At 45.8% G+C, this 12,412-nt stretch carries 9 protein-coding genes; 7 read left to right on the top strand and 2 right to left on the bottom strand.

Features of this window, described 5'->3' with window-relative positions:
- The first annotated feature begins 120 nt into the window (after positions 1–120).
- The 7 genes from QUB61_RS13970 to QUB61_RS13940 all read left to right on the top strand — a co-directional run bounded on the left by QUB61_RS13970 (position 121) and on the right by QUB61_RS13940 (position 10,918).
- Complete coding sequence (locus QUB61_RS13970; protein ID WP_333127163.1) at positions 121–870, top strand: peptidylprolyl isomerase; 750 nt, start codon at positions 121–123, stop codon at positions 868–870.
- Positions 871–1,002: 132 nt separating this feature from the next.
- On the top strand, positions 1,003–4,008 hold the full coding sequence (locus QUB61_RS13965; RefSeq protein WP_333127161.1) for a peptidase domain-containing ABC transporter: 3,006 nt from the start codon (positions 1,003–1,005) through the stop codon (positions 4,006–4,008).
- A 58-nt stretch (positions 4,009–4,066) separates the two neighbouring features.
- Positions 4,067–6,067 (top strand): chromosome partitioning protein ParA, encoded by a 2,001-nt coding sequence (locus QUB61_RS13960; protein ID WP_333127159.1) that lies wholly within the window; start codon positions 4,067–4,069, stop codon positions 6,065–6,067.
- A 272-nt stretch (positions 6,068–6,339) separates the two neighbouring features.
- Complete coding sequence (locus QUB61_RS13955; RefSeq protein WP_333127157.1) at positions 6,340–8,439, top strand: hypothetical protein; 2,100 nt, start codon at positions 6,340–6,342, stop codon at positions 8,437–8,439.
- A 3-nt stretch (positions 8,440–8,442) separates the two neighbouring features.
- Positions 8,443–9,204 (top strand): glycosyltransferase family 2 protein, encoded by a 762-nt coding sequence (locus tag QUB61_RS13950; RefSeq protein ID WP_333081288.1) that lies wholly within the window; start codon positions 8,443–8,445, stop codon positions 9,202–9,204.
- Positions 9,197–10,261, top strand: a complete 1,065-nt coding sequence (locus QUB61_RS13945; protein WP_333127155.1) for an NAD-dependent epimerase/dehydratase family protein — start codon at positions 9,197–9,199, stop codon at positions 10,259–10,261. Before QUB61_RS13950 ends, QUB61_RS13945 begins: the two co-directional genes overlap by 8 nt.
- Positions 10,262–10,654: 393 nt before the next feature.
- The gene (locus QUB61_RS13940; protein WP_333127153.1) at positions 10,655–10,918 is read left to right on the top strand and encodes a hypothetical protein; all 264 of its coding nucleotides are present in this window, start codon (positions 10,655–10,657) and stop codon (positions 10,916–10,918) included.
- Positions 10,919–11,011: 93 nt separating this feature from the next.
- Here the strand turns inward: QUB61_RS13940 and QUB61_RS13935 are convergent, their stop codons facing one another.
- Together QUB61_RS13935 and QUB61_RS13930 are read right to left on the bottom strand one after the other, a co-directional pair.
- Positions 11,012–11,629 carry a hypothetical protein gene (locus QUB61_RS13935; RefSeq protein ID WP_333127151.1) on the bottom strand — a complete coding sequence of 206 codons (618 nt, stop codon included), beginning with the start codon at positions 11,627–11,629 and terminating at the stop codon, positions 11,012–11,014.
- 95 nt (positions 11,630–11,724) lie between these two features.
- The gene (locus QUB61_RS13930; protein WP_333127149.1) at positions 11,725–12,330 is read right to left on the bottom strand and encodes a Uma2 family endonuclease; all 606 of its coding nucleotides are present in this window, start codon (positions 12,328–12,330) and stop codon (positions 11,725–11,727) included.
- Between the last annotated feature and the right edge of the window lie 82 nt (positions 12,331–12,412).

The following is a 12,412-nucleotide window of genomic DNA, read 5'->3' as shown; positions in this document are numbered from 1 at the left end:
AATAGCGCTAGCCCACTGACGGCCTGCTATCATCGGGGAATCGACGGGTTAGTGGTTGTCGCTCTTTTCCTGCCACAGCTAAATTAAAAGGGGAAGCGCAAGTCAGTTGGAGATAAAAAAATGACAGGACTTTTTCAAATAGGCGATAAATTACTGCAAGCTCAGGATATGCCATCGCTCCTGAAGCGGTACCAGTTGATGCCGCAATTCTTGCGCGGTGTAATAGTAGACCAAGCGATCGCATCTTTTAGTTGCAGCGACGAAGAACGCCACTCCGCCGTCGAGAACTTTCTGGCACAACACCAACTGACAGCCCCCGAAGCGAAAGAAGCTTGGCTGCGCAGCCAAAACATGACGGAAGAAGAACTTCAAGAGATGGCAGTTAGGCCCTTGCTGATCGAAAAATTTAAGCAAGCCACTTGGAGACCTAAAGTAGATAATTATTTTTTAACCCGCAAAGCCAGCCTAGACCACGTAGTCTATTCTTTGATACGCACCAAAAATCCAGCGCTGGCAAACGAACTTTACTTTCGCATCCTCGAAGGAGAACAAACCTTTGCCGAAGTGGCTCGCGACTTTTCCGAAGGGCCAGAGTCCAAGTCCGGCGGCTTGTTGGGCCCCGTACCGCTCTCGCAGCCGCACCCGGCAATCAGCAAACTTTTGTCCGTCAGCCAGCCAAATCAACTCTGGACGCCGCGTCCTCTGGCAGAATGGATGGTGATTATTCGACTAGAAAAGTTCATGCCGGCCCAGCTCGATGAATCGATGCGGCTGCACTTGATTAACGAACTCTTTGAAAGCTGGCTCGCCGAACAGATATCGCAAATAGGCCCGCTACAGCCCCTCTCCTCCGTGTCTTCAATATCATGACGATCGAGCAATTTGGTCAGGGGCCCCCGGATTTATCCGTGGAGACTTGAAAAAGCGTAGCATCCTGACAAAAACCCCCTGGATTCATCTGTGGATTCAATCTAAAATCTAAAATCTAAAATCTAAAATTGGATGACTTCTTCCGCTGTTTCCCTCTCCCAGATTCAGGATTTCCTAGCTAAAACACCTCCGTTTGACCGACTCTCAGAGACGGCTCTGTCAGCCTTGGTGGCTAAATGCCAACTCCTCGGCTACCGGACGGGGCAACCCCTGTTTGAACGGGAAAAAATGCCCACTCAGGTGGCAATTATCTATCAAGGCCAGGCCAGGCTCCTCGGCTTTGACCAGCGCTCGCAGCGCCACGTAAGTTTGCGCTTGGTGCAGTCGAAGGAAATTCTCGGCTGGGCTGGCTTGCTCAGGGGAGTTCCCTGCGAGACGGCGATCGCCTCTACAGATGTGATCGCGATCGTCCTACCTGCCGAAGATTTCCTGAGCGTACTGGAAAAACAGCCGACATTTGGAGAAGCCTTTCGCGAACACAGTTCCTTGAGCGAAGTATTTGAACTGTTGAGCCTGGAGTTGCAGCGCCAAGCCGACGGCACTTCCAATCTCAAGGAACTCACCCTGCAAGCTTGGCAAGACGCGACAGTTGTCAACGTGCCAAACGGCAACAAAAAAACTCAAGACCTCGCCAAAGAGCTAGATGCCGATCGAGTTTGGCTCGTCAGCAGCGGCGTCTTGGGCGACTTTCCCACCGGCAGCCGCTTCTCTGTAGAAAACGCAGCCAAATCGTTAAAAGTAGAAGGTCGCCTCGGCGCCCGCTTGGTCGGCTTCCGGGAACCCCCAGAACCCCAACCAGAGCTAGACCCATTAAATGGGACGACAGAGCCTGCTGTCGACAGCCAGAATCCGGCCGTCCAATTGCTCGACATTAAGATAGCCCCCGATCGTCCCCCAGAACCAGGCACCGACCAACCAAAGGATTCGGCGAGATACCCAGTTTTCCGCGCCAAAGGGCAGATTGAGGGCCCGCTAGCTTGCTTCCAGATGTTGAGCAAGTATTTCGGTCTAAAATTTCGTCGAGATATCATCCGCAAAGTTCTAGAAAATCAGTTAAAAACGGCTGGTTCTATCAGTATGCAAGCCTGCGGGGCGATCGCCCAAAGCATCGGCCTAACGCCTCAATTAGCGCAAGTGCCAGCAGAAGCCATCAACCGCATCAAAGCCCCGGTAATGATTAAATGGCAAGATACCTTTGCCATTATTTACAGCATCACCGAGCAAGAATTGGTGATAGCCACGCCCGAACAGGGGCTGATGCGGAAACGGATACCTCAGTTTAAAGAAATCTGGGGAGAATCAGGAGAAGTCCTGCTGCTGCAAGCTCCGCAAGTCGAACAAAAAGAGCAGTTCAGCTTCTGGTGGTTTGTGCCGGCGCTCATGGAACACAAGACAGTGTTTTTTGAGGTGTTGCTCGCTTCGTTTTTTGTACAGTTATTTGGTCTGGCTAACCCATTAATCAGCCAAGTAATTATTGATAAAGTATTAGGTCAGCGCAGCATTGACACCTTGGATATTTTGGGGGCATTTCTGTTAGGTGTTGCTCTGTTTGAAGGACTGCTCAACGGTTTGCGTACCTTTTTGTTTATAGACACCTCAAACCGCATCGATGTCAAATTGAGTGCGGAGGTAATCGACCACTTGCTCCGGCTGCCCCAGAATTACTTTGACAATCGGCGCGTGGGAGATCTGGTTTACAAATTCAGCATGATGGGCCAGATTCGGGAATTCATGACGAGTACAGCTCTGACAGTGGTTCTCGATGCGGTATTTTCGGTGGTTTACGTCGCCGTTATGCTCTCTTACAGCGTGCAGCTAACCTTTGTATCTTTGGCAGTGGTACCGATACTGGGGCTGATGATTATTCTAATCAATCCGCTGGTGCTGCGCCTGATCAAACAGAGAAATATGCGTTTTGCTGACTCTCAATCTTATCTAGTGGAAGTAGTCAGCGGGATTCAAACTGTTAAGGCTCAAAATATTGAATTGAAATCCCGCTGGGAATGGTCGAGCCGCTACGCAAAATACATTACAGCCAGTTTTAAAACAATTATCACGGGGACTGCGGCCGGTACGATTAGCGGGTTTTTAAACCAGGTGGGTAACTTAGCTCAGTTGTGGGTGGGAGCTTATTTGGTACTGGGAAATGAGATTACTTTGGGTCAGTTGATTGCTTTCCGAATTATTTCCGGGAACGTGACGGGTTCGCTGCTGCGTTTTGTCAGCGTGTGGCAGAGTTTCCAAGAAGTCTCGATGTCGATCGACATGCTTAAGGATGTGGTCGATACGCCGACGGAAACCAGCGAAGAAGACCGGAGCAATATCCCGCTGCCGGCAATTCAAGGGCAGGTTACCTATGAGGAGGTTTCCTTCCGATTCCTCGAGAGCGGCCCACTGCAACTGGCGAATGTGAATTTGGAATTTCCCGCTGGCAGTTTTGTGGGAATTGTGGGGGGAAGCGGTTCCGGTAAAAGTACGGCGATGAAGCTTTTGCAGCGTCTATATCCGCCGCTGTCGGGCCGGATTTTTATTGACGGGTACGACATTGCCAAGGTGGAATTATATTCGCTGCGCAGCCAACTTGGGGTGGTACTGCAAGATACTTTGCTGTTTAACTGTACTGTGCAGGAAAATATTGCTCTGAGCAACCCCGATGCGAGTACGGATGAGATTGTGCGAGCTGCGAAATTAGCGGTGGCTCACGATTTTATTATGAGTTTGCCTGCTGGGTACAATACGGTGGTGGGAGAGCGGGGTGCGTCGCTTTCTGGGGGTCAAAGGCAGCGTTTGGCGATCGCCCGCACGATTTTGCAAAACCCGAAACTGCTGATTTTGGACGAAGCTACAAGCGCCCTCGACTACCATTCCGAACGCCAAGTTTGCAATAACTTAGCAGAAGCTTTTGCCGGCCGCACGGTGTTTTTCATTACTCACCGCCTGACTACAATCCAAAACGCCGACATAATTATTATGATGGATCAAGGTTCTGTAGTCGAGCGGGGAACTCATAAAGAATTAATGGCTCTTAAAGGGCGTTACTACTGCCTCTTCCAACAACAAGAGTCATCGAATACCTGATATCTAAAAACTCACAACCGATCGCTAACGCTTAACAACTGACAACTAACAAATGGCTATGAAATCGTTAATACTTTCTGAGCAACCAGTCATTCTCGAAAAACCAGCGATTTGGTCGCACTTGTTTTTGTGGATGATCATGCTGATGACCACTTCTGCTGTAGTTTGGGCTTATTTTGCTAGCGTAGAGCAAGCTGTCCCCGCTCTGGGCCAATTAGAGCTAAAAGATGGTGCTAGAGACATCCAAGCACCTGCTACGGGCGCTGTGGTGAGACTTCACGTTGAAAATGGCGATCGCGTGGAAAAAAACCAGCCTCTGCTCACTTTCAACCCCCTTGCACCCAGTGCCGATTTAACATCGATTCAGAAAACTAAAGAAGCTCTGGAAAAGGAAAATAAATTTTACGAAGATGTTGTGAGCGGCAAAATTCAAGGCGCTGTTCCTTCTAACCTAGAATCAACAATCAAGGACAGACAGAGCCTGACGGCACAAAATCAAGTGCTGCAAGCTTTGATTGACGAGCTGTACCTCAACAGGGGAGCCAGCGGAAATTTTGATGCTGCTCAGCAAGGACTTTATGTTAATTATCGATCGGAGTTTCTGTCTCGCGTAGCCGCAGCCCAAGGGCAAGTTCAGGAGTTGGAAAAACAACAGAAGCAAGCTGAGGATGCTGAGAAAGCCGCCCGCGATCAAATGGGCGTAGCACAGCAACAATTGGGTTTTGCCGTAAACCAATTAAATTATGCCAAGCAGCAGTTAGCTTCATCCGAAGAGCAAGTAAAATCGGCCCTGGCCCAGAAAGATTTAGCCCAAGAACAGTTAGCGAAATCCCAACAAGTATTGAAGTCGAATCAAAACATTCTAGGCAGACTCGCCCCCCTGGTGGAGGAAGGAGCCATCGCTGAACTGCAAAAAGAACGTCAAGAACAAGATGTTTTCAGAGGCCAAAGCGACGTTCTCAAACAGCTCGATCAAATCAAGCAGCGCGAAGGTGAAATCAACTCTCGCAAAGGCGAAATTAACACGCGCCTCGGTGAAATCAATACGCGCCGAGGCGAAATTAACGCGCGTCAAGGTGACATCCAAAAAATTACTGCTGAAATACAGCGTCAGCAAGGAGAGCAAGCACGCATTCAGGAGTCGATAGACCGGGCCCAAGAACAGTTAACAAACACCAAGGATGCCTGGGCAAAAGAACTTTACACCAAAATTGCTGAAAACCAGAAACAAATTGCCAGCAGCGATTCTCAGCTAAGCCGCTTCAAAGTGGAAAACCTGAAAAAGTTGTCCGAGGTGAACGCTCAGCTAGAAAAGGCTCAACAAAACCGCGATACTCAAGTGATGAAGGCTCCGGTATCGGGGGTAATCTTCGATTTGAAACCTTCTAAGAAGGAGGAAGCTAAGCTGGATATAGCGAAAGATCCGATCTGCCAATCCATTATTAATACGGTGCTGAAACCGGGCGAACCGCGCCCACAACGCTGCGAAGAAGCTTATTACGAAGCGCAGCAAACTGAAAAGCTACTCAAGGTTTTGGATGACGAAAACGGTCTGGAAGCAGTTGTTTACCTGGAAAACAGCAATGTGGCTCTGGTATTGGATGCTTTGAGACAGAAGCGGGAAAAATTGGAGCCGTATCACGGCAAACAATTAGACGGAGAAAAGGTTGACTGCGAACAAGGTAAAAGTTGCGTTTGTCCAGAGAAGGAAGTTAACAGAGAGAAACTGGGTTTGACCAAATACCAATGCGTTCCTGTGGAAGTGAATGTAGAAGCTTTCCCGGCTCTGGAGTTTGGTACTGCTGAGGGTGAAGTGAAAGAGATTAGCAGCGATGCTGAGCCTCCTACTGAACTGCGGAAATACTACGCTTTCAAAACCAAAATTAAGCTCAAGAATCAGAAGTTTCTTTTGAACAAGGGCAAGGCAAATGAAGTGGCGGTTAACTTGCAGTCGGGAATGTCCGTGAGTTCTAATATCAATATCGGCAAGCGGACTGTTTTGCAGATGTTTATCAACCGATTTACTGGGAAACTGGATACGTTCAAGACTGTTAAGTAGCGAACAGTTGACGGTTGACGGTTGACGGTTGACGGTTGACCGTTGACCGTTGACTGTTGAGAGTTGAAAGTTGAGAGTTGATTGTCAGTTGAAAAGCTGATGATATCATGTCCGGTCGAGGGACCGCGATTTTTGTAGGGGCTCCCCTCACCAACAATACCTGCCAACAATCTCCCATCTCAAAAACCCGCCCCGACCGGGATATTATGGTTAATCGTGAGGACATGATATGACTAGATTTTACAATTCCGATGCTACCGGATTTGATATTAATGAAAAAATTAATCTTATTTACTTTATATCTAATTCCTGTCCTCTTATTAATCGGATTTGTAGCGAATTTTAGCGTTAACGTTCCCGTTGATGACGAGTGGAGGTTAGCTAGCCTTTTTCAAAAAATAGCTCAGGGAAATGTAACTTTTAACGATTTTTGGGCTTTGCACAGCAACCACCGCATAGTTTTCCCTAAAATAATTATTGCGGTTCTGGCTTTTGCTTCCAGATGGAATATTAATTATCAGTTGTGCCTCAGCATAGGTTTGGCGGCGATAACTTTTATCGCTATGTACAAGTTATCCTCGATGCAAGTTAAGAAGGTCGCGGATGATTTGTGGCATTTAGCTAATATTTTAACTTGTATTTTGCTTTGCTCTCTAGTTCAGCACGAAAACTGGCTTTGGGGATTTCAATTAGCGTGGTTTTTCGTAAATTTTTGTTTTGTAGCTGCGGTTTATGCGCTGGTTTCAACTCACAAATTATTGCCTAATATAGCAGTTTTCAATCGGATGAAACAGAGATGTTGCATCACGATCAATAAGCTATTTAGGAACGGGCAAGATGCCCGTTCCACAAGAACATTGAATTTTTGTGGAACGGGCAAGATGCCCGTTCTTGAGAATTATGCAACATCTCAGATCAAACAGAGTAGGGACACGGCAGTGCCGTGTCCCTACGATATTCAAATATTGATTGCGGCTGGATTCTGCTTTATTGCGAGTTTTTCCCTGGCCCAAGGTTTGCTTTCTTGGTTGGCTGCAATTCCGGCTGTGGCGGCTGTAGAAGGAAATGCGGCGCAGAAAAGAAAAAGACTTATTGTCTGGATGCTGCTGTTTTTGGCAACTTGTGCTGTTTACTCAATTGATTATCATCCTAGCCGGAAAGCAAGTATTATTTCATTGTTGAGCAAGCCGCTTGCGGTTATTGATTACTTTTTGAGTCTGTTGGGTTCGCCAATTGTGCGATCGCCTGGAATTTCAGCATTAGTTGGATTGCTAATATTTGCAAGTTTCTTATTTTTGGTATTCTATTTCTTTGTCATTGGGAACCCTGCGAAGCAATCTCCAGCCCCTGCGATTGCTTCGTTCCTCGCAATGACAGATAGGAATGATATTTCTGAAAGCTATAGCAATCCCAACTCAGTTATGAACGTGGTTCAGACTGCGACGCTGGACGGGCAAGATGCCCATCCCACAATTCATTTAGGATTACGGCAAGATACTCATTCCAATATTGATTTAGGAGTGCAATATCAGGCTTTACCTTGGCTGGCAATAGGTTTTTTTTCGGTTTTATCGGCTCTGTTTATTACGGCGGGAAGGGCAGAATTTGGGGCAATTCACGCGCTCGAATCGTCGAGATATACGACTAATTCGATTTTGCTATTAATTGCTGTGGTTCAGCTAGGGCAATTGTTTGTCCGAGGTAACGATCGAGAAACAAAAGCAACGTTAAAACGTAATTATAAATTTATTTATCGGGTAGTTGCAGGGCTGTTAATTGGTACAATTATTCTTAACTCTCAACAGGCGATCGCCCAATCTCGCTCAGCACTTCTTTACAAACAAGGCGCTCAAGATTGTTTGCAGTTAATTAACTATCTGGAACCATCGGATTTTTTTAATAGTTCGCCGGAAAGCTGTTTGAGGGTGCTGAGCAAAAAAACTTGGCTGGTGAGAGAAGGCGCTGCAATTATCGACAAAATAGGTTGGATGGCGTTCGCGAAAAATGTAGAGTTTATGTCTAATACCGAGAAAGTTTACGGCTATTTAGACAAACCTCAAACCAGCGAAAAATCCTTGACTGTTAAGCAAAATGATGCTGTCAAGGCTGCTGGTTGGGCGGTTTTGCCAGAAAATTTGCAACAGCCGAAAGTTGTACTGCTATCTGTCGGCGATAAACAATCTTTTTTTGCTAACGCTTATGTCAACTCAGACAGTCCCGACATTGCTAAGAGTTTAAAATCTGAGTTATACAATAATGCCAGGTGGGCTGTTGATTTGTCTGGTAATGATTTGCCGATCGCCCAAACAGAAATTAAAGCTTGGGTGTATAATCCTGTTGACAACCAGTTTGTCCAGTTGCGCGGAGGATGAGGAGTGAAAATTTCTGTGATCATACCAGCCCACAATGAGGAGGGCTGTTTGTACGGTACTGTGCGGGCGATCGCCCAGACGCTCGATTTAGAAGGCATTCCGCACGAAATTTTGATTGTGAATGACAACAGTGTCGATCGAACAATTGATATTTGCCAGGAGTTGTCAGAGACTTTTCCCACCGTTAGATACATCAACAATCAACCTCCCAACGGTTTCGGATTTGCCGTGCGGCGGGGATTGGCCGAATTTGACGGAGATGCTGCGGCAATTGTGATGGCCGATGCTTCCGACGATCCCATCGATTTGGTAGCAGGATACCGCAAGTTGCAAGAAGGATATGATTGCGTTTTCGGTTCCCGCTTTATCAAAGGCGGCTTTATAGTTGATTATCCAATTCACAAGTTAGCAATTAACCGCTTAGCAAACTGGTTTGTCAAAAGTATTTTCGGCTTGCGGTACAGCGATGTCACCAATGCTTTTAAAATTTACCGCAGAGAAGTGATTGAAGGCGTGCAACCGATTTTGAGCCATCATTTTAATTTGACAGTGGAACTGCCTTTAAAAGCAATTGTCCGGGGTTTTTCCTATACGGTGATTCCTCTGAGGTGGTACAATCGGACTGCTGGTATTTCTAAGCTGAAAATAAAAGAGATGGGCAGTCGGTATTTGTTTATTGTCTTGTATGTCTGGCTGGAAAAACATCTCTCTCGTGGCGACTACCACCGGACTAGAAAGATAGCAAAGTTAAAAGTGAATGCCTGAGAGAATTTTAATTGTTGGTGGTGCGGGTTTCATCGGCAGTTGTTTGGCAATTGGCCTGGAGAAACTGCACCCCGAATGGCAAATAATTTGTTTAGATAACTTGCGTCGCCGGGGTTCAGAATTGAATCTGCCTCGGCTTAAAAGTTGCGGGATTCAGTTTGTTTACGGGGATATTCGCACAACGGCAGATTTAGATCCAGTTGCACTCAATGCTGACTGCATTATAGATTGTGCTGCAGAGCCTTCTGTGCTGGCTGGTTTTAGTTCGCCACAGTACGTTTTGCAGACGAATTTACTGGGCACTGTGAATGTTTTGGAGTTGGCGAGACAAACGGGTGCGAGTTTGCTGTTTTTGTCTACGAGTCGGGTTTATCCGATCGCCAGTGTCAAATCTGTTAAGCTGTTAGAGTTGCCGAATAGATTTGCGATCGCCCCTGAGCAAACATTACCCGGTATATCCGAGTTGGGCATATCAGAAGACTTCCCATTAAAAGGACACCGTTCGCTGTACGGAGCAACTAAATTAGCTTCGGAATTGTTGATTGAGGAATACAGGGAAGCATACAATGTGCCGGCAATTATTAACCGTTGCGGGTTAATTACTGGTGCTTGGCAAATGGGTAAAGTAGATCAGGGTGTTTACGGTTTGTGGGTGGCGGCTCACTATTTTCAAAAGTCGCTAAGTTATATCGGTTTTGGTGGCAGCGGGAAGCAAGTTAGGGATTTGCTGCACGTTGAAGATTTGTTAAGGTTAGTTAATTATCAGTTAGAACATTTTGCTGAATTTGACGGCGAAGTTTTTAATGTAGGCGGCGGTTTGAGCAATAGTATTTCTTTGGTAGAAGCGACTGATTTGTGCCGCAAAATTGCGGGAAAGTCTATTCCGATTAATCCTGTTTTGGAGGAACGCCCGGGGGATATTCCGATTTTTATTACTGATTCTTCTAGGGTGATGGAACGCACGGGGTGGCAGCCTGTTATTGGGCCGGAAGCGGCTTTGCAGGATATTTATGATTGGATTGCGGCTAATGAGGTGGTTTTAAGTTCGATTTTGTAGGGATTTTTTGCACCGTAGATGTTTTGTGCAATTGGGTAATAAAACCATTTCATCTGTGGTATTGAAACGGCACTGCCGTGTCCGGCATTAGGGCGCGGCGCCGTGCCCATTGGTGTCAACTTAAGACTGAAATCCTTGATAAATATCGGTTTCACCTGAGTCTAGATCCCCCTAAATCCCCCTTAAGAAGGGGGACGCGAGAGAAGACTCTTCCCCCTTGCCAAGGGGGGTTAGGGGGGATCTAGACTCCGATACAAACAAGAGAGACGGTTGGTTTGACGTTAAGTTGACACCAATGGGCAGTGCCGTATTCCACATTTACCAGAAATAATTGCCGTTGCAATTAAGCGGATACCAGGTTTGCGAGGGGGGCTCGCTAACTGGAAACCTCGTTTGTTAGAAACACTTTTTAACTATTCCCATTTAGAGGCTCAGTATCTTATAGAAAATGATTATTCATGTCGTCAGCTAGATGAACCTGACATCAGTAAGATTTGGCAGTGGGTTCAGTTTTCGAGAATTTTACTGCCACAGCTACGGGTTAAAACCCAAGGAGATGAAGAAAAATCGGGTATTAAGGGTAGATTGAGAAAGCTGGTTCAAACTTTGATTCAAGCTTCATTACAAAACGCGCTATTAAATATGTATAAAGGCTAAATTATGGCAATCTGCCACCTTGGATTAAGTAGCTATAATAAATGTTTGGCAAAAGTTATCGCTCCTAATTCTTACTGTTAATATTTGAGATAATTATATTACCACACCGTCTAAAATTCCCACCATTACCTTAATTAAATCTTCTAAATCATCAGGCACTCTAAACAAATTGACATCTTGAAAAATTGTCTGCTGACTTGGATCTAACTTGCCAAATCGCCAGACATCTCCCATTGTCACCGCCCCATAAAAAATATTTTTGTCGGCAACGTGCGACATAGCAATTAATTGTACAGCTAGTTGAGTAAATCCTCTAGTCATATCGTCGTTTGTGGCTGCAATAACTAGCAAGTCTTGGTTTGACTGCACGAGATAATCTAAATTTCCTTTTAACCAGCTATTAACGTTTAGAGTATACTCAAATCGCAGTTGACATTGGCAGTATCGAACGAGATCCAGCAAAACAGGCGATACTAAAGATTCTCTTCTAGCTGTTTCGCTGCTAAGACTGAGAAAAGGCAAAGTTGCTCTAATTCTTTGTTTGAGAGAGTCTATTTCTCCTAGTTCTCTAGCGGTATGTGGCAGACATAACTCAGCTTTAATTAGCGAGTAATCAAATTCTGCTAAAATTTCGTCTGTTTCGTAAGGTAATTCAAAGTATGAACGAAAGCTATATTCTCGACATTCTTGTAAGATTTTGCGATCGATCATAATGTGTTTGTTTGTATATTATATATCAAATTTTCCTAGCTTAGAAGATGAGGTATGCCCGATCGCGCGATCGCCCATTTTTAACACCTCAGCATTTATCCCCAAATTTCTGTCAAATCCAAAACAAAGCCCGGCAACACATCTTCACCCGACAAAGTTGCAGGATTGTCCAGCACTTCCACTTCCTGATTTTGCCTGTAAATCTCCACTTTTCGATTTTTCCTATCTATCAACCAACCTAAACGAACCTGGTTTTCCATGTATTCTTTCATTTTCTCTCGCAGTGGCTTCATATTGTCACTTTTAGAACGAAGTTCTACCACGAAATCAGGACTTAAGGGAAGAAAGCCTTCTTTTTGTTCTGGGGTGAGTGCGTCCCACCTTTCTTGACGCACCCAAGACGCATCAGGAGAGCGATCGGCCCCATTTGGCAGGTGAAAACCAGTAGAAGAATTAAATGCTTTACCGAGTCTAGTCTGCCGATTCCACAGCCAGAGTTGCCCTTCTATATCCAGATTCCGATATCCTGTGTCGCCTCCGGTTGGTGGGTTCACGATTAATTCTCCTGTTGCTGTGCGTTCTAATTGTAACTCTCGATTGGCGATCGCCAATTCAATGAACTGTTCGCGGGTAACGGTGAGTGTTAGTGTTAGTGGAATATTGACTGCAAGGGCGGCATATGATTGAGTTTGTGTCATCATGTTTGTCCTCAAAGTGATGCTTTTATGGGAGCTTCATCCTCATTTGGCAAAGCCCGAAATCCTGGATACTTTGTAAATTTTA

Source organism: Microcoleus sp. C2D2 (assembly GCF_036702495.1).
Classification (GTDB): Bacteria; Cyanobacteriota; Cyanobacteriia; order Cyanobacteriales; family Microcoleaceae; genus Microcoleus.
The sequence above is the reverse complement of the archived record's forward strand: the minus strand, read 5'-3'. Positions and strand labels throughout refer to the sequence as shown.

Coding starts and splice junctions, on each gene's coding strand:
- QUB61_RS13970 (WP_333127163.1), top strand. CDS start 121: ATGACAGGACTTTTTCAAATAGGCGATAAATTACTGCAAGCTCAGGAT.
- QUB61_RS13965 (WP_333127161.1), top strand. CDS start 1,003: ATGACTTCTTCCGCTGTTTCCCTCTCCCAGATTCAGGATTTCCTAGCT.
- QUB61_RS13960 (WP_333127159.1), top strand. CDS start 4,067: ATGAAATCGTTAATACTTTCTGAGCAACCAGTCATTCTCGAAAAACCA.
- QUB61_RS13955 (WP_333127157.1), top strand. CDS start 6,340: ATGAAAAAATTAATCTTATTTACTTTATATCTAATTCCTGTCCTCTTA.
- QUB61_RS13945 (WP_333127155.1), top strand. CDS start 9,197: ATGCCTGAGAGAATTTTAATTGTTGGTGGTGCGGGTTTCATCGGCAGT.
- QUB61_RS13935 (WP_333127151.1), bottom strand. CDS start 11,629: ATGATCGATCGCAAAATCTTACAAGAATGTCGAGAATATAGCTTTCGT.
- QUB61_RS13930 (WP_333127149.1), bottom strand. CDS start 12,330: ATGATGACACAAACTCAATCATATGCCGCCCTTGCAGTCAATATTCCA.